Origin of the sequence: Solitalea lacus, assembly GCF_022014595.1 — a bacterium.
Taxonomy (GTDB): Bacteria; Bacteroidota; Bacteroidia; order Sphingobacteriales; family Sphingobacteriaceae; genus Solitalea; species Solitalea lacus.
On record NZ_CP091740.1, the window covers coordinates 3,283,210 to 3,301,487 of the forward strand.

The window sequence follows — 18,278 nt, forward strand, 5'->3', positions numbered from 1 at the left end:
GTAATTGGAAGGAGTGTATATGTCTTGAATAACAATACCTGTTGGTTCAATGAATTGATGCTACACTCACCTTGGTAATTCCGCTTAGATGAACTTCAATATGTTTGTTGTGAGCTTTATTTTCGTATTCACTGATGACTTCAAGAATATCATAATCGATGAAATTACTTTCACTTCCATCGATAGTCAACACGCTGTAAGGAGGAATTTGATCTAAAGCCTTGCGAAGCTTTACTTTATTAAGAAATGTAACATTACTATTAAGTTTAATGTAATAAACCTCAGTATTATGCTGCAGTGTCTTTGTGATTTTATACTCCAGCTGGAAATTATTTTGCACGATAAAATAAATAGAAATTAACAACCCAATGCTTACTCCAATTAACAAGTCAGTAGAAAGAATTAGAACGATGGTAATAAGGAAAGGAGTAAATTGCTTCCATCCCAAACTCCAAACATTACGAAAAAGCTTGGGCTTTGTAAGATTGTAGCCTGTAACCATCAGAATTGTCGCCAGCGAAGAATAGGGTATTTTACTCAGTAAAAATGGAATAAAAAGTACCGCAAGCAATAGAAAAAGTCCATGTGTAAAAGCTGATTGTTTTGTTCTTGCACCGGCATCTACGTTGGCAGAACCTCTTACAACCACAGACGTTATCGGAATTGCGCCTAAAAACCCGCAAATAATATTACCAATTCCTTGTGCTATCAATTCCCGATTTACAGGAGTTATGCGGTTTTGCCTGTCTAACTTATCCACGGCTTCTACACAAAGTAAAGTTTCCAACGTTGCAAACAACCCGATAATTCCTCCATCCTTCCAAATTTCTCTTGTAGAGAACAGCTTTGAGAAATCAGGGAAAGAAATATTGGAGAAGATATTGGCAGGAATTGTTACCAACTGTGTCTGTTTAAGAGAAAGTCCTGATGCAAAATAATTGAAAAAAAGATTGGTAGTAATCCCAATGATGACCACCACTAATGGAGCCGGAACTATTTTTAGCTTTTTTGTTGCAAAAAAACGTGATTGCAGCAATAGTAGCACTGCTAAAGAAATGCTTGTGATCAAAATGGCACCGCGGGTAATGTGCAAATTGAAATTTTGAAAATTACCCAGAAAGTTATTTACTGAGAATAATTGCGGAAACCCACTTGTCCAAAAGTCTGGCTTATCATACCCAATGGCTAAAGGAATTTGCTTTGAAATTAGAATAATTCCAATAGCTGCTAACATCCCTTTTATAACCGACGAAGGAAAATAGTTTGCTATTGCTCCGAGCTTTAACAGACCGAACAAAAGCTGAAGCAAACCTGCTACTATTACAGCAAGCAAAAAGATTTTATAATCTCCTAATGAAATGATAGAGGCGGACAATAGCGTTGTTAATCCAGCGGCAGGGCCCGATACTCCCAATGAAGAACCACTAACAACTGAAACTACCAATCCCCCAATAATGCCCGACAAAAGCCCCGAATAGAGAGGTGCTCCAGATGCTAAAGCAATCCCTAAACACAGAGGAAGTGCAACAAGGAAAACTGATAAACCGGCAGGTAAATCATGTTTAAGCCAAAGAAGACGGTAATATTTTATTTTCCGCTTCACCGCTATCCTTTTTTCAGGGTAAGTGAAGAACCTTTTACCTTCAAACTCTTAATCAATATTATTGAATTGCCGTCTGTTAATGGATTCCCACTACAATCTTTTACTTCCATTATTTATATTTTTAAATAGCCTTAAAAATTCATGTGCATAAAACAATACACCAGAAAAATACTTATAGTTTAATTTTGCAAAATTATCGCTTGATAAACTTTTTCAGACTGCATTTTCTCAATTAAAAAGTTGATTTTTATCAACTTTAAAAGATTAGATTTCATTAAGATGAGCATACAAGGTATTTTCCCTATCGAAAAGTGGAATTTCCGGTCCGATTCAATATTAGCCGACCTCCCTGCTGAAGAATATGCACTACTCTATAAGAATATAATTGAGCAACATTATAAAAAGGGAGAGATTATTTTTAAAGAGGGAGCGGTTGCTTTTGGTATTTATTTCATCAGACAAGGAAAGGTAAAAAAATACAAGATCGACAAGGATGGAAAGGAACAGATCATCTATGTGGCCAACAGTGGGGATCTGATTGGCTACCATGCCATACTTTCTAATGAACGCTACCAGGATACGGCAGCCACAATCGAAGACTGTTCGATAGCCTTTATTCTTAAAGAAGACTTTTTAGCAACATTGGACCAATCACCATTACTGGCCAAGCGTTTATTGCGAGCATTAAGTCATGAGTTTACCGTTTTGGCCAACAGTGTTTCAGTTCTTGCCAGGCATTCAGTAAGGGAGCGTTTGGCAATTACGTTAATTGTATTAAGAGAAAAATATAAAACAGAATCGGGGGAGGCTAATGAAGCAGTAATCAACTTATCACGAAATGATTTAGCGAGCATGGTAGGCACCGCAGAAGAAAATGTCGTCCGATTGCTTAAAGATTTTAGAACAGAAGGACTTATTGAAACAAAGGGCCGAATGATACTGATCAAGGATGTGAAGAAATTGGTGAAAATATCAAATTATCAATTCTAGAATTGCTACCGTGTTTTAATTATGGATTGATCATTGAACACCTCACTAAGTGAATTTTCAAAGTCATTATACCCTTGTCTATTTTAAGTGGTAGCTGTGTAAAGATTAACTTAGCTAAAAAAGTCTTACAATAACGATATCTCGAAAAAGGTAAGAATTCTTTCTAAAAACCAAAAAGCAGCCATTGCCCCAATAATATATAAACTTATCCATTAAAGTTGTTGTTGTTGTTTCTGTAACAAATGGTGTATAACACGGATCACCAATAAAACGACAAAAACAAAAATCAGCTGGCCTATCTCCACTCCAACATTGAAAAGAAACAATGCTAGTGGAATTGACTGTTGAGGCAAACCCATACTTGCTAATGCACCTTCAACACTTCTGCAACAGTTGCCGAGGTTTTGGGAATGAGACAGAAGTATCAGACAAACCGGACCCATCGATCAGGATGATCATGATATTTGGGCATGGACATTGCTTTAAGAGCTGACAATAATCACCTCATCTGTTTGCAAACGTCATAAAACCTCAATAAAACCACCGATACCTTTGAGTAACAATTTCACCCTTGGAAACAATGAAAAAGATATTGTTAGCTGTAAATGCATTAGATTTCAAAACCAGTACGTTGGACTTTGCTGCATTTATAGCAAAACTTACTATTTACCAGTTAACTGGAATATTTTTAGAAAAAAAAGCTCAGGAAACTACTCCTAAACCAGTGAACGAAATGGTGGATCAAAATGGAAGAAGAATTACCAATGTTGAAGAAACAAACGGTAAATGGGGTGCTGAAGAAAAACACAAAATCAGAGATTGGTTAAAACCACATTATTCCAACGTTGTTTTTGACTTGAATGGTGATGTCAATAAGGAACTATTTCATTATTTTATTGGAAAAAGAAATGTCTTTGTGGAGATGGGGGCTTACGTCCAAAGTGCAAATTCATATTTTTTTCAACCCCGCAAAGCAGAATTGCTAATCAAAACTCTCAATTTACCCATTTTTATTAGTCACTATTAATAATTGTACAAATGGAAAATATTATCTGTGCATTTGATGGTTTAAGATTTTCTGAAAGCACAAAAGAGTACGCTATTTTTTTAGCAAAGCTTCACAATGCTCATTTAGTAGGAGTTTTTTTGGATGATTTCACCCGTCGTGGCTACAAAGTTTATGAAACCGTGGTATTAAAAGGAACCCCTATTGAACAGTTAAAGGAATTAAATGAGATTGATAAAGAAACAAGAAAACTGTCGGTTGAAAAATTTGAACGAGCTTGCCAAGAAGCCGGTCTAAATTACAGTGTGCATCGTGACCCTAATTTTGCCATACGTGAATTGTTGCATGAAAGTGTATTTGCCGATTTAATGGTAATTAATTACCATGAGACGTTCTCCAATCGAACGGAAGAACCGCCAACACATATTATTGATGATTTATTAAGTGATGTACAATGTCCGGTTTTTTTAGTGCCTAATAAATACAACTCAATAGAAAAGCTATTGTTATTGTATGATGGAAAACCTTCATCGGTTCATGCAATAAAAATGTTCAGTTATTTGCTTCCTAACCTTAAGCATCTTGAAACGAATGTTATCTCTGTAAAACCTCCAAAAGAATCCCATCACATGCCAGACAATAGATTGGTAAAAGAGTTTATGAAAAGGCACTTCCCAAAAGCAGATTATACTGTTTTAAGTGGATACCCTGAAGAAGAAATAGTGCAAAGTTTACGAATCTATGGAGGTAACAGCCTGGTAGTGTGTGGTGCATATCGTCGGAGTGCTATATCTATGTTTTTCAATCAAAGTATTGCAGATACATTAATGAGAGAGGTTAAAATGCCTTTGTTCATTGCTCACAATAAATAAAATGAAACGATTGTCAAAATTATCATCCATTTACAGCAGTGGCGTATAATACATAAGTAAGTAATGAATGAACTAAATATCAAAAACTATGTTTAATGATGAATTATATGCTGAATTAGGTAAGCTATTTTACCTTGTAGCATCCGCCGACAGGAAAGTACATATGGCCGAAAAAGAATCCCTCATCCAACTTATTCAAAATACCTGGATTCCTTTAGAGAATTCTATTGACAGGCATGGAACTGATAAAGCTAATATTATTGATTTTTCCTTTGAATATGAGGAAGCGGAAGGATTCCCTGAAAATGAGTTTGAGTCGTTTGAATCTTTTTACCATGCAAATAAAGAACGATTTACCAAAGAAATCATTACTAACATTCTGAAAACTTGCCATGTTATTGCCTCCGCCTACCATGCTACGAATAAAAAAGAACAGGAAGTAATAAACAAAATAGCCAAACTATTTGAAAACTAGAGTTCTTGCTCTTATTCGAATGCTATATGAATATTAGCTTTCTGGTTAACTTCAAATTCGGCCAGTTGCGACAAACGATCGTCTATGTGTTTTTCAACAATTTCAGCTTGATGAAAAAGTTGTGCTTCTTTGGTCTTTTTCAGCAAGTGCGCAAAGGAAGTTACAGTTCCGTACACACTTATTTTATAATGGTTAATTTCCTGAATAGAAGACAATAAGCATACATCTAAAACCTCTGTATTAGCACAGCTATTAATCTTGCATTCTGTTTCTTTAATAAATGCTTTCATTGCCTCATTCAAATCAGTAACCTGCAAAATACCTTCCTCCCGGAAAAAAGTTTCCAATTTCTCAGTTTGCTGATGGATGTTTTCCGTATACTTTTTCAACACCTCTTTGAGCTTTAATAATGAAGCTTTGTTAATCCACATGGGCAACACTTTATATAACTGCAATTCACCATCGGCAATTTTTTTTAATTCATAAATCATCAAATCATGTAGTGTGATGATCGAGTGATTTTTCTTTTCCATGACAATTGTTTCAAGTTTATAAATTTATTAAGGTCAGAAAGAACAGTCAATGACTATAATCACGGTTTGTTTTGACTCTACTCATGTATAAAAAGGGGCAGTTGCTGTTTTTTTGTTGAACAATGAGTGAGTTTTAACCGTTGTCGAATTGGTGATTTTCAGGGAACAATTAAAGTTTTTATAAAGATCTTTACTTACCTGATCCACCGTAAGATTATTAGAAGTGACCCATTATTAGATCTGCAATGATTAGAATCAATATTGTTCTATAAATATGCTTAAACAAAGCGCAGGTATACTGATGTATAGAATTAATGGATTAGACTACGAGGTATTATTAGTGCATCCGGGTGGACCTTATTGGTCAAAAAAAGATACCGGAACCTGGTCAATACCTAAAGGAGAATTTGGGGAAAGCGAAGATCCATTTTTTGCTGCAAAACGTGAATTCAAAGAAGAGACAGGTATGACAGTTGTTGGTGAATTCGATCGTTTTCAGCCCGTAAAACAAAAAAACGGAAAGATTATTCACGTTTGGGCAGTAAAGGGTGATATTGATCCCAAGCAAATTAAAAGTAATGTATTTGAATTGGAATGGCCCCCAAAATCGGGAGAAAGACAAGAGTTCCCGGAAATTGATAAAGCAAGCTGGTTTACTTTACCAGAAGCAAGGCAAAAGATCAATCAGAGGCAAGTAGCGTTGATTGATGAACTCTTCAACAAATACTGCACTAAGATATAAATGGGAATGCTGACCCTTGCCATACAGGCTCTGGGTCTTCAGAATTATATACAACATGATAACGATCAATCAACCCGGAAAATGAATACTTTATGATGTTAAAACTGCGGCAGGCAATTTTACTTTGAATGACCGAATTACTAAAGGCAACGACTGCAGCTGTAAAACGATTTATGAATAATAAGTAGGATTTTATGTTTTTCTCCATCGATGTTTGGAAAATACTTGCAGGAATTGCCTTTTTCCTGCTTGGGATGAACCAACTGGAAGATGCCTTGAAACAACTGGCAGGTCGACCGTTTAAGCTTTTTCTGAAACGTCAAACTTCACATAAACTGAAAGCTGTTGCCGGAGGGGCTGTTGTCACAGCCCTATTACAAAGTAGTTCAGTTGTAAACCTAATGGTATTGGCATTTGTTGGTGCTGATGTGATAAAAATGCAAAATGCCCTGGCGATAATATTAGGGGCTAACTTTGGCACCACACTAGACAGTTGGGTAATTGCCACCATCGGTTTCAGATTCAATATAGAGAGCTTTGCATTTCCCATTACCGGTTTAGCCGGCATAGCGATGGCTTTAATGAACAAGGACAATCGCTGGTACCAATGGAGCAAATTCTTCTTTGGTTTTGGGTTCTTGTTTGTCGGACTTGACTACATGCGAACAGGTATTGAAGAGGTTGTCAAACAAATTGACCTGATCTCCTTTAATCAATACCCGGCTATAGTTTTTCTTTTGCTCGGCTTTTTTATTACCACCCTGATCCAGTCGAGTTTGGCCACGATGACCATCGTTTTGAGCGCCTTATATGTTGATGTTATCAGCCTGTATGCCGCCACTGCCATTGTGCTGGGTTCCGAAATAGGCACTTCCATAAAATTAATCATAGCTTCCTTAAAGGGATTTGCCCCTAAAAAACGGGTCGCGATCGGTAACTTTTTGTTCAACATGATTACTGCTATGTTGGTGTTTATTATGTTACGACCAGTTAATAGCCTAATTGTAGAAGTGTTACAAATAAAAGACCATTTGATAGCTCTGGTTTTCTTTCAAAGTTTTGTAAATCTGTTAGGAATCATTATGTTTTTTCCTTTTCTAAATACTATCGGACGTTATTTGGAAGGTAAATTCAAAGTCTCGGAAGATGATACCCTTTTTATCGCTAAAATAGCTCCTGATGAAACAGATTCGGCCATGGATGCCTTAACAAAGGAGACCAAACGTTTCATTTTTCTAATCATCCAATTTAGCCTCGATACCTTTAATGTAAATACCATAGAACTACAAAACGTAACGTATCAAAATTATTTTTACTTAAAATCGTATCTGGAAAAATATGAGTACATCAAGCATCTGCATGGTGAACTCCATAGTTATTATATTCAATTGCAGAAAATAGTGATGAACCAACCCGAATCTGAAAAATTGAATCAATTAATTTCGGCGGTTCGAAATTGTATGTATGCTGCTAAAAGCATGAAAGATGCGCATTTGGATGTTAAACAACTCGGAAATTCTTCCAATGATGCTAAATATGATTTCTACCTGCAAACCCAACAGAAAGTTGAATTCTTTTCCAAACGATTAACAGAATTACTTCAGCTTGAGAAAGAATCAATTTATTTTGAAGAGTTGGTAAGCATCTATCAATCGGTACAGGATGGTTATACACAAACTTTAAAGGAATTTTATCAGAAAGGCTTAACGCAGCATTTGAACGAAGTGGAAACTTCTACCCTTGTTAATTTTAACCGTGAAATGTACACTGCTCTGAAAGCGATGGTATGGGGCATAAAAGATTACCTGCTCGACAGCAAGCAGGTGGAGTATTTTGATAATTTACCGGGATTTATTCGGTGATAAGTAATTAATTATTCTTTTTATTGGTAGCAGGTTACTATATCCGTCTTTCTTAGTGCATTATTCTTCAAACTTTTTAACAGATAACGATTAACTGTTATCTCTCAGCTAAATAATTCCCAATATTTTATTAAATTAAAATATGGCTCTTACTGATACGTGGCAAAGCTTTCTAGATGAAACCGGTGATATCTCCAAATTCACGGGCCGATTCTTATTAGAAGGTTTCAAACCCCGTTATGAATTCAGGGAATTTCTGAGACAATGTTTCATCATTGGTTATCAATCTTTGCCGCTTATTGGGCTAACCGGTTTCATTATGGGCTTGGTTTTAACCATACAATTACGTCCCAGTTTGATCGAATATGGAGTTGAATCGCAACTTCCGGCCATGGTGGGCATTGCAATTATCCGAGAAATTGGCCCTGTCATTACCGCATTGATCTTTGCAGGCAAAATCGGTTCAAGCATCGGTGCTGAGCTTGGTTCAATGAAAGTAACCGAACAGATTGATGCAATGGAAGTATCGGGCACTAATCCCTTTAAATACCTGGTTGTAACGCGGGTTTTGGCCGCAACTTTGATGCTGCCTGTTTTAGTGGTTTTGTCGGATACCATTGCCTTGTATGGTTCTTATTTGGGCGTAAATATTCATGCGATAACTAGCTTTAATTTATTCTACCGACAGGTGTTTGATGCTATCAGTTTTGGCGACGTTATACCGGCTGTCCTAAAATCCTTTCTATTTGGTTTTGCTGTAGGCACCATTGGCTGTTACAAAGGATACAATTCAAGCAAAGGTACGGAGGGTGTTGGAATAGCGGCCAACTCTGCCGTGGTAATTTCTTCGGTGATGATATTCGTTATTGATTTAATTGTGGCGCAGTTTACAGATATTTTGGGTTTAAACTAACATAACATGCCGGAAGAAAAACCCGTAACAGAATTAAAAACGAAGGTATCGGAGGCGACTCCGGTAATAATGATTTCACATCTAAAAAAATCATTTGGCAACAATATGGTATTAAATGATTTTAATTTAATACTGCACAAAGGTGAAAACGTTGCGGTGTTAGGAAAATCGGGATCGGGTAAATCGGTGTTGATTAAATGCATTATTGGTTTACTCGATCCGGATGAAGGCACCATTAATGTATTGGGCAAAAATATTCCTGATCTAAGCCGTGAAGAATTGGATAGAATTAGAGTGAAAGTCGGATTTTTATTTCAAAGCAATGCACTTTATGATTCGATGACTGTTAGAGAGAATCTGGAGTTTCCATTACGACGACATGGATTTCAATTAGCCCATCAGGAGGTGGACGAAATGGTTAAGGAAGCTTTAACCAATGTGGGCCTTGCCCATACCATCGACATGATGCCTGCAGAACTCTCAGGCGGTATGCGGAAGAGAATTGCTTTAGCCCGAACATTGATCCTAAAACCCGAAATTATTTTGTACGATGAGCCCACTACGGGCCTCGACCCGATCACAGGAAAAGAGATCAGTAATTTAATGGTGGAAATTCAAAATAAATACAACACGGCTTCGCTTGTTATTTCACATGATATGAAATTAATTCATGATACAGCCGAACGGATTGTGATGTTGATAGATGGCAAATGTTATGCAGATGGAACTTATAAAGAATTACAGCAAATAAAAGATAATAAGGTTAGACAGTTTTTTGAATAATTCATCCTATGGCCAAACAAGCAATAAGTAATATCAAACTCGGTGTATTTGTACTAGCGGGGTTACTCCTACTGGTGTTTACGCTGTACATGATCGGCAAAAACCGCAACCTGTTTGGCAATACCATTCAATTAAAAGCCCATTTTGATGATGTTTATGGCCTAATGCCCGGAAATAATGTACGATTTTCCGGCATTCAGGTGGGAACAGTGAGAAAAGTTAACATTATAAACGATACGGTGATAGAAGTATCGATGGAAGTAGATGAAGCTGTGAAGAAATTCATTCAAAAGAATGCCATTGTAGCAATTGGAACCGATGGACTGATGGGAAACAAAGTCATTAATATTTCTCCCGCCCAGCAAACTTCTCAGGTGGTAAGCGATGGAGATATTCTACGAACGAGAAAAACACCCAATACCGACGAAATGCTGCAAACTTTCTACAAGACTAATAACAACCTAGCTGTAATAACTGAAGATTTAAAAACCACCGTTCAACGCATCAATAACAGCAAAGGTTTATGGAGTATATTAAATGACAGCACACTATCAGTTGATTTAAAAGCCTCAATGATCAATATTAGAACAGCTTCAGGTCAGGTAAAAGCCTTTACCAGTGATCTTCAAAAGTTGATTGCTGATGTAAAACACGGTAAAGGATCAGTAGGAGCTTTGTTAACTGATACAAGTTTTTCTTCCAATCTGAATAAAGCAGTTACCCAAATCAAACTGGTAAGCAACAATGCCAATTTACTTGCGGAAGAACTTAATAAAGTAGTGCAGGAGGTATCGAACGGAAAAGGAACGGTCCATGCTTTATTAAAAGATTCTGTGCTCGCCGTGAAACTTAACAGCAGTCTTACCAATATTGAAAAAGGTACTGCTGCTTTCAACGAAAACATGGAAGCGCTAAAGCACAGCGCATTATTAAGAGGGTATTTTCGAAATCAGGAAAAACAGCAGCCGAAGAAGAAGAAGAAGATGTCGAAATCTGATACCAATCAGGATACCAATTGATAGCGATCATTTTTAATCCTTTAAAGTTTGGTAAACTTGAGCCGAGTGGCTGATTAGACACAATCAAATGATTGTGCTTTTTTAATACAATGGAACATGCAATCACATCATCATCCCAAAAGTCTACTCCGCTTCCGTTCATTAGGCATTGATACGAAGCAAGAATTAGTTGTATTTATGCCTAAGAGTTGCTATGTATGTCAATCCGAAGGATTTCAGGCTTTAACTAGGTTAAATGTAGGGCTAAACAACTGCAATATTATAGCTACCCTCAATACAACAGAAAATGGGTTATTAAATGATGGAGAAATAAGCTTATCGATTAGTGCCATCAAAAAATTAGGTGTAAAAGATGGTGATTTTTTGTGGGTAGATCATTTGGACCCCCTAGAATCCATGACCTATGTAAGATCAAAATTATTTGGCAATGCATTAAATCAGGAAGCCCTATCGGCAATTATCAGCGATGTTGCCGAAGAAAAGTATTCTAACATTTACCTTTCTTCATTCGTTTCTGCCTGTTCAGGGGATAACATGAACCCGGAAGAAATCTGTTACCTCACCAAGGCTATGATTGAAACGGGAAACAAGTTAAGTTGGGATGAGCGAATAATAGCCGATAAGCATTGCGTTGGAGGGATACCAGGTAACCGAACTAGTATGATTGTTGTTCCTATAATTGCGTCCTTAGGTATTACAATTCCAAAAACATCTTCCAGAGCGATTACATCACCTGCCGGAACTGCAGATACAATGGGTGTGATTACCAATGTGAATCTAAGTATGCAAGAGATGCAAAAAGTAGTGAAGAAAGAAAAAGGATGCATTGTTTGGGGAGCGGCTGTAAAGCTAAGCCCTGCTGACGATATAATTATAAAAATTGAAAAGGCTTTGGATATTGATAGTGAAGGTCAAATGGTTGCTTCAATTTTATCAAAAAAAGTAGCAGCAGGTTCTACTCATTGTGTAATTGACATCCCAGTTGGAACTACTGCAAAAGTGAGAAGTACTGAAAATGCATTAATATTAGCGGCCCAAATGGAGAAGGTTGCAAAATACATCGGATTAAAAATTAACATTATTTTCACAGACGGTTCGCAGCCGGTTGGCTTCGGAATAGGACCGGCCTTGGAAGCCCGAGATGTGCTTTCTGTTTTGAGAAATGAAGATAAATCTTCAAAAGAATTAAGATCCAGAGCACTGAAGATTTCTGCAGCCATTATCCATTTGGTAAAGAATGAATCTGAGGAATCAGCATACAGGATTGCAGAGAAACAATTAAGTTCAGAAGCTGCTTATCAAAAATTATTAGCCATTTGCGAAGCCCAAGGTGGTTTTAACGAACCGAAAACAGCTAAATACATTAAAATAGTTGAAGTCCAAACAGATGGTATTATCAAGGAAATCGACAATAGAAAAATAGCAAGAGTGGCCAAGTTGGCTGGTGCGCCGGATGTATCGGTGGCCGGTGTTGATTTTTTTGTGCAGCTAAATCAGAAAGTTGAAAAAGGACAACCCTTATTTTCTATACATGCCAACTCTCCTGGAGAATTGGAATATGCTTATGATTACTATAAACGTGGCAATCACCAAATAATCCATTTAAATGATGAATAAACCTATCATATTTGCTTTGCCTGGTAACGAAGCATTGGCTCATTCGTTAATTGTTTCACTTAAGGCTGAAAAAGGAGAAGCAGAAATTCGTCGTTTCCCTGATGGAGAAAGTTATATAAAAGTTAAAAGTGATCTAACTGATAAAGATGCGATACTTGTTTGCACATTGCATCAGCCTGATGATAAACTGCTATCTCTTTATTTTTTTTGTAACACATTAAAAGATTTTGGCGCAAAGAAAATAACATTGATAGCCCCTTATTTGGCTTACATGCGCCAAGATAAGCTATTCAATCCCGGTGAATGCATTACATCTGAACTTTTTGCCAAATTGATATCATCTTTGGTAGATAAATTGATAACAATTGACCCTCATTTGCATCGCAGAACTGGTTTAGATGAAATTTATTCAATACCAACTCAAGTTCTGCATGTCGCCACATTAATCTCCCTCTGGATAAAAGAAAATTTAACAAATGCTGTTTTAATAGGCCCTGACAGTGAAAGTGAACAGTGGGTGTCTGCTGTTGCAAAAGCAGCTGACAGTAAATATCTGATATTGGAGAAAACCAGGCGAAGTGATAACGAAGTAACCATCAAAGTGCCTGAAGTAGTCCAACCGGATCTGCATACCCCTGTTTTGGTGGATGATATTATTTCAACGGGTATCACAATGGCCGAAACAATAAAGCAGTTGATAAAGACAGGCTACAGGTCACCAGTATGTATTGGGGTGCATGGAATTTTTGCTACCAATGCCTATGAACGCCTCCTAAAAAGTGGTGCAGACCGAGTGATAACAACCAACACCATTCCACATCCAACAAATCAGATAGCAATTGATGAATTAATCAGAACCGCATTGCAATAATGATGAATTAATGGATTCTTACAGTAAATCCGTACAAGAACTGGTGAGTGATTTTCAAACCTCTGTTGAAACTGGATTAACAGAACAGGAAAGCATTAATCGTTTAAATAAATATGGAGCTAACCTTATTCAAAAGACATCTCACCGTAGTGGCTTTCAAGTCTTTCTGGAGCAATTCAAAAACCTGCTGGTGATCCTGTTAATCTTTGCTGCAGCACTCTCCTTCTTTTTGCAATCTTATCGCGACGGTGTTATCCTCTTATTAATTGTGTTTTTTAACGCCTTGGTGGGCTTTTACCAAGATTGGAAATCTGAAAACATCCTTGCATCACTTAAAAGTCTTATCATTGAAAAATGTTGTGTTCTCCGCTCCGGAAATAAAATTGAAATTCCGTCTTCAGCTTTAGTTCCGGGCGATGTCGTCTTTTTGTATGAAGGAGACGGTGTTCCTGCAGATATACGACTGATAGACTCAAGTGGTCTCTCTGCTAATGAGTTCATTCTTACCGGCGAATCGCAACCAAGGGAGAAATCACACCAAACCATCCAAACTACCGGTTTATCAATTTCTGAGCAGGATAATTGTGTGTTCATGGGAACAAGTATAGCTAAAGGTGAGGCAAAAGGAATTGTCATATCTACCGGTATGAAAACAGAATTAGGAAAAATTGCCGCTGCCTCCCTTACAATTGATACTGGCCTGACACCCCTACAACGGGAATTGAATTCGGTTGGTAAAAAGATTACTTACATCACTTTGTTGTTGGCGGCTATTTTATTTGCTGGCAGGCTGCTTTATGGAGAGCATTACGAAAGTGCCATAATGTTTGCAATTGGGGTAGCTGCCGCTATGGTGCCCGAAGGATTACCTGCCCAGATTTCTGTTTCCCTGGCTTTAGGCGTAGCACGATTGGCGAAGAACAACGCTATTGTAAAAAATCTTTCTTCCGTAGAAACCTTAGGCGCAGCCACGGTCATTGCATCGGATAAAACAGGTACCATCACAAAAAATGAGATGACCATCATTCATTGTCACTTTAATGGAAATGACTACACCATTACAGGAATCGGATATGAACCCAAGGGGCAGATATTGGATATTGATGGAAATGTTATCGAAAAAAATAACCTAGGGGATGATAAAGTTTTTTTTCTGGATGGTTTTTTGGCCTCGACCGGAAAAGCAAATCCCCCAGACAAGTACCACCCGGATTGGTATCCTATAGGCGATCCTACAGAATGCGCATTTACCCCTCTGATCATGAAAGGAGGATATTCTTCTGATGTAATTGAAAAAGAATATCCGAAGGTTCAATCCTTTCCCTTTGATTCATTTCGTAAACGGATTTCAATTATCCGGGAGCATAAGGGTAAATACATCAGTTTTGTTAAAGGTTCCATTGAGTCGATCCTCGAAAAAGCAGATAAAATTATGCTGCATGGAAAGGTGAAAAATTTAACACAGCAAGAAAGAGAAAATTATCTGAATATTTCAAAAGTACAGGCTTCCAATGCACATCGTATTATTGCAACAGCCTACAGAGACCTTCCTTTAAAAAAAGAACCCTACACAATTCAAGATGCAGAAGAGCATTTGATCTTTGCAGGTTTTGTTACTATGATTGACCCTCCCCATGAAGAGGTAAGGCAAGCTATACAAACAGCATATGAAGCCGGAATGAAAATAATAATGATTACTGGCGACAATGAAATTACTGCAAAGGCAATTGCAAATTTGACTGGCATTTGCAATGAAGATGGAAATCTTCCAGATTTAATCAGCGAGAACGAGTTAAAGAAAATGAGTAATGACCAGCTCAATGCCTCCTTTGGTAAGCGCTCGCTGATTTTCTCAAGGGTTTCACCGGATGAAAAACTCCGTATTGTTTCTTTACTAAAAGAAAAAGGAGAAATAGTGGCCGTTACTGGTGATGGGGTAAATGATACATTGAGCTTGAAAAGGTCGGATATTGGCGTGGCTATGGGGAAGCATGGATCCAAAGTAGCTCAGGAGGCAGCCAATATGGTTTTACTTGATGATAACTTTTCTACAATTGTATTAGCAATCAAAGAGGGTCGAACTATTTATATCAATCTCAAAAAGATTGTTCTGGCAAACTTGATAGGCAATACTGCAGAACTAACTTGTATTTTAATTGGTTTTGCAGGTGCGTTCATGGGCTATCCACTGGTATTGATGCCGGTTCACATTCTATTAATAGACCTCATTGGTAATATGCTGCCTCTGCTTATGGTCACTTTTGATCCGACTGAAAAAGATGTAATGAAGCAAGCACCGCGTAAATTAGGCGAAATGCTCAATCGGAGAAGTCTGTTTGTTATCATTTATTCAGGTATTTTTAAAGGACTGTTTTCATTTGCAGCATATTTCCAATCCTACAATCATCACCTAGGAGATGCATTCCGTCATGAGAAAGCTGTTACCGTAACCATGATTTCATTAATTGTATGCCAGTTTGTAAACATTTTCTCAATCCGTACTTCCAAATCAATTTTCACCGGTTATTTCTTTAGTAATAAGAACCTCTTCCTGGGAGTCGGTCTGTCCACCGTTTTTATGTTAATCGTGAGCTATACATTTGCATTGAATGTACTTTTGCATACAGGACCTTTAAGTGCAATTGATTGGCTGTATATCTTAACAGGGGCTCTTGTATATCTGTTTTTTCTGGAAGGTATGAAGGTTTTTAGCACAAGGCGTTCACTGATGCTTAAATCAAAAAAAATGAAAACTTCCTCTAATGCTGAATCTTAAGAGTTTTTGATATTTGGGTTTTACTTGCTAATAAGGGCATTTAGCGGTAAAAAAGTTTAATCCTCATCCTTTCCTTGTCCTGTTTCTTGTTTTTGATTTTGTTTGCTATGGATTGTCGTATCCGGTCTATTTGTTCTAATTTCAATATGCCTGATTTCCCCTCCACTTGTTCCCACGTTTTTCAGTAAAACACCATTGGCCAAGCTAATGATTAAGGTGAGCAGCGCGAAATACTTTGCTGCAGCTTTCTGTTTTATATCAAGTATAAGTGTCACTAGGGCAAGTAAACCTGTTATCCCAAATGTCCACATCGCAATCTCTCCGAGTTCCTCGTGTTGTTCTACCAAATTTTCGTCAGTTAACCGCTTGTTTTTTAAAACTTCCTCAGCACCCTCTCCGGTGAGAAATGCTGGAATAGCAAGAATACCTGTAAGAACAAAAAGTACTAAACCAGAACGTTTTAAGCCGGGATTTTTAAGGACAATGCCGGCAAAAAGCAGTAAAATACTAAAAAAAGTTCCCACTATTGGGAAGTGGTTAAGTACAAGGTGCCAATGAGCTTGATTCATAATAATAAATTTAGATCACTCAAATTTCTATTAATGCTTTCATTTGTTCCATGACCCAAATCAGTTCTTAATTTGACAGTGCTCATGCAAATCGGAATACCTTCTGGTTAAATTTATATCTGCTTTACTTAGGATAATGAACCCATTCTCGGTATAATTTAATTATAAAACAATGAAAACCATCTTTTTTAGCACCAAAGCCTTTGAACGCCAATACCTTGAAAACGCCAATACGGCCATGCATGAGCTAAAAATGGTGGAAGAGGCGCTTTCGCTTAAAACGGTTGATTTAGCCAAGGGCTATTCTGTGGTTTGTATATTTGCTGGAGATGATGCTTCAGCTCCTGTAATTGAAAAATTGCATGAGAATGGCGTGCGGTTTATTGCCATTCGGGCCACTGGCTATGATAATGTGGATATTCAAAGTGCCACAAAGCTGGGAATAAGAGTGACCAATGTGCCTGATTATTCACCCTACGCCATAGCCGAACATGCTGTAGGGCTGATGCTAGCGCTGAGTAGAAAATTGCCATTAGCCAATGATCAGGTACACCAATACAATTTTAAAGTGGATAACCTCATCGGTTTTGATCTGCATCATAAAACGGTTGGTATAATAGGAACAGGACAAATAGGCAGTGTAGCAGCAAAAATTCTTTATGGGTTTGGATGCTCTCTTTTAGGGTTCGATATTCAGGAAAACAAGGAGCTGACTGAACTGTATGACCTGCACTATGTTGATCTTAATACACTTTGTCGCTTATCCGATATCATCACTATTCATGTTCCCTTGAATGAACAAACCGAATACCTGATTGATGAAGCACTTATAACAACTATGAAGAAAGGTGTAATGCTGATCAATACGGCAAGGGGCGCGGTGGTAAATACAGCAGATGTAATTGCGGGTCTTGAAAATGGTCAGATCGGCTATTTTGGTGCAGATGTATACGAGAAAGAAAGGGGCCTTTTCTTTTTTGACTTCTTTGAGAAGAAATTTGATGATAAAATGCTGAAAAAGTTATTGAGTTTTAAGAATGTTCTGCTCACCCCTCACCAAGCATTTGCAACGAAAGAAGCCTTGTATAACATTGCTACCACTACTTTTTATAACATTGATTGCTGGGGACTTGAACAAAAATCACAAAATGAATTGCAAGTAAATGAGCAGGTCTTAAAATAAAATCACTACTTATAGGAAACTAATATGGCTTATTTAATCGCAGAATACTATTTGAATGAATTAAACGAATGGACTGAAACAATCAAAAACTATGAAGCGGATATTCATGCGTTTAATCTCAAGTTATATGAAATAATACGAAGGGATGCAATTCCACAGATCGCTGAAAAACTTGAGCCCGGCTTTGAGCTTTTAAAGAAGCAGGAACAAAATTTTACCTCTCTTCAAGAATCAATTCAACTTCAGGAAGAAAAACTTTTAAAGGATGAAATTCCTGTGGATAATTCAGCAATTGTTTCAGATATAAAAGCTAACCAAGATTCAATACGACAACTCATGCACAGTGCAGAAAAGGAGTTTATCGATGCAAAATATACTTGTTATCAACTACTTTCGAGTATATGAAAAGTTATTTGCAGACATTCTGACACACACTTCCAATAGCCTGCTTCTTAAAGCAGTTG

Annotated in this window: 19 protein-coding genes; 14 read left to right on the forward strand and 5 right to left on the reverse strand. The window is 37.4% G+C overall.

The genetic code is table 11. The features are described from left to right. Window positions 1-46: 46 nt before the first annotated feature. Together L2B55_RS14270 and L2B55_RS19080 are read right to left on the reverse strand one after the other, a co-directional pair. Entirely contained in the window at window positions 47-1,603 is a 1,557-nt protein-coding gene (locus L2B55_RS14270; protein WP_237846815.1) for a SulP family inorganic anion transporter, read from the reverse strand. A 2-nt stretch (window positions 1,604-1,605) separates the two neighbouring features. Then, entirely contained in the window at window positions 1,606-1,713 is a 108-nt protein-coding gene (locus L2B55_RS19080; RefSeq protein WP_420854507.1) for a PhnA domain-containing protein, read from the reverse strand. Between the two features lie 169 nt (window positions 1,714-1,882). Between L2B55_RS19080 and L2B55_RS14275 the strand changes: the two genes are divergently transcribed. After that, window positions 1,883-2,593: a Crp/Fnr family transcriptional regulator gene (locus L2B55_RS14275; protein ID WP_237846816.1), complete on the forward strand. Its 711-nt coding sequence runs from the start codon at window positions 1,883-1,885 to the stop codon at window positions 2,591-2,593. Between the two features lie 212 nt (window positions 2,594-2,805). Here L2B55_RS14275 and L2B55_RS19085 read toward each other — a convergent pair whose 3' ends face one another. Next, complete coding sequence (locus tag L2B55_RS19085) at window positions 2,806-3,036, reverse strand: HupE/UreJ family protein (protein WP_420854508.1); 231 nt, start codon at window positions 3,034-3,036, stop codon at window positions 2,806-2,808. Between the two features lie 128 nt (window positions 3,037-3,164). On the opposite strand from L2B55_RS19085, the gene L2B55_RS14280 reads away from it, so the two are divergent. The 3 genes from L2B55_RS14280 to L2B55_RS14290 all read left to right on the forward strand — a co-directional run bounded on the left by L2B55_RS14280 (window position 3,165) and on the right by L2B55_RS14290 (window position 4,946). Continuing rightward, window positions 3,165-3,620 carry a hypothetical protein gene (locus tag L2B55_RS14280; RefSeq protein WP_237846817.1) on the forward strand — a complete coding sequence of 152 codons (456 nt, stop codon included), beginning with the start codon at window positions 3,165-3,167 and terminating at the stop codon, window positions 3,618-3,620. Window positions 3,621-3,631: 11 nt separating this feature from the next. Then, window positions 3,632-4,471: a universal stress protein gene (locus L2B55_RS14285; protein ID WP_237846818.1), complete on the forward strand. Its 840-nt coding sequence runs from the start codon at window positions 3,632-3,634 to the stop codon at window positions 4,469-4,471. An 88-nt stretch (window positions 4,472-4,559) separates the two neighbouring features. After that, window positions 4,560-4,946 (forward strand): TerB family tellurite resistance protein, encoded by a 387-nt coding sequence (locus tag L2B55_RS14290; RefSeq protein ID WP_237846819.1) that lies wholly within the window; start codon window positions 4,560-4,562, stop codon window positions 4,944-4,946. 11 nt (window positions 4,947-4,957) lie between these two features. Here L2B55_RS14290 and L2B55_RS14295 read toward each other — a convergent pair whose 3' ends face one another. Next, window positions 4,958-5,479, reverse strand: a complete 522-nt coding sequence (locus tag L2B55_RS14295) for a YciE/YciF ferroxidase family protein (protein WP_237846820.1) — start codon at window positions 5,477-5,479, stop codon at window positions 4,958-4,960. A 274-nt stretch (window positions 5,480-5,753) separates the two neighbouring features. Here L2B55_RS14295 and L2B55_RS14300 point away from each other — a divergent pair, with 274 nt between their 5' ends. The 8 genes from L2B55_RS14300 (at window position 5,754) to L2B55_RS14335 (ending at window position 16,062) form a co-directional block, all read left to right on the forward strand. Beyond that, window positions 5,754-6,221, forward strand: a complete 468-nt coding sequence (locus tag L2B55_RS14300; RefSeq protein WP_237846821.1) for an NUDIX hydrolase — start codon at window positions 5,754-5,756, stop codon at window positions 6,219-6,221. Window positions 6,222-6,415: 194 nt separating this feature from the next. Further along, on the forward strand, window positions 6,416-8,083 hold the full coding sequence (locus L2B55_RS14305) for a Na/Pi cotransporter family protein (RefSeq protein WP_237846822.1): 1,668 nt from the start codon (window positions 6,416-6,418) through the stop codon (window positions 8,081-8,083). Window positions 8,084-8,225: 142 nt separating this feature from the next. Beyond that, window positions 8,226-8,996, forward strand: coding sequence for an MlaE family ABC transporter permease (locus L2B55_RS14310; RefSeq protein ID WP_237846823.1), 771 nt, complete (start codon window positions 8,226-8,228; stop codon window positions 8,994-8,996). A gap of 6 nt (window positions 8,997-9,002) precedes the next feature. Further along, window positions 9,003-9,779 (forward strand): ABC transporter ATP-binding protein, encoded by a 777-nt coding sequence (locus L2B55_RS14315; RefSeq protein WP_237846824.1) that lies wholly within the window; start codon window positions 9,003-9,005, stop codon window positions 9,777-9,779. Window positions 9,780-9,787: 8 nt separating this feature from the next. Continuing rightward, on the forward strand, window positions 9,788-10,798 hold the full coding sequence (locus L2B55_RS14320; protein WP_237846825.1) for an MlaD family protein: 1,011 nt from the start codon (window positions 9,788-9,790) through the stop codon (window positions 10,796-10,798). A 96-nt stretch (window positions 10,799-10,894) separates the two neighbouring features. Next, a complete protein-coding gene (locus L2B55_RS14325; protein ID WP_237846826.1) occupies window positions 10,895-12,415 on the forward strand; it encodes a thymidine phosphorylase family protein in 1,521 nt (506 codons plus the stop codon). After that, window positions 12,405-13,286, forward strand: a complete 882-nt coding sequence (locus L2B55_RS14330; protein ID WP_237846827.1) for a ribose-phosphate pyrophosphokinase — start codon at window positions 12,405-12,407, stop codon at window positions 13,284-13,286. The genes L2B55_RS14325 and L2B55_RS14330 overlap by 11 nt, the downstream gene beginning before the upstream one ends. Window positions 13,287-13,296: 10 nt before the next feature. Continuing rightward, window positions 13,297-16,062, forward strand: coding sequence for a cation-translocating P-type ATPase (locus L2B55_RS14335; protein ID WP_237846828.1), 2,766 nt, complete (start codon window positions 13,297-13,299; stop codon window positions 16,060-16,062). Between the two features lie 56 nt (window positions 16,063-16,118). Here the strand turns inward: L2B55_RS14335 and L2B55_RS14340 are convergent, their stop codons facing one another. After that, window positions 16,119-16,631 (reverse strand): DUF2231 domain-containing protein, encoded by a 513-nt coding sequence (locus L2B55_RS14340; protein ID WP_237846830.1) that lies wholly within the window; start codon window positions 16,629-16,631, stop codon window positions 16,119-16,121. Between the two features lie 172 nt (window positions 16,632-16,803). Here L2B55_RS14340 and L2B55_RS14345 point away from each other — a divergent pair, with 172 nt between their 5' ends. Both L2B55_RS14345 and L2B55_RS14350 read left to right on the forward strand, forming a co-directional pair. After that, a complete protein-coding gene (locus tag L2B55_RS14345; protein ID WP_237846831.1) occupies window positions 16,804-17,814 on the forward strand; it encodes a 2-hydroxyacid dehydrogenase in 1,011 nt (336 codons plus the stop codon). Window positions 17,815-17,838: 24 nt separating this feature from the next. Next, window positions 17,839-18,219 (forward strand): hypothetical protein, encoded by a 381-nt coding sequence (locus tag L2B55_RS14350; RefSeq protein WP_237846832.1) that lies wholly within the window; start codon window positions 17,839-17,841, stop codon window positions 18,217-18,219. The last annotated feature ends 59 nt before the right edge of the window (window positions 18,220-18,278 follow it).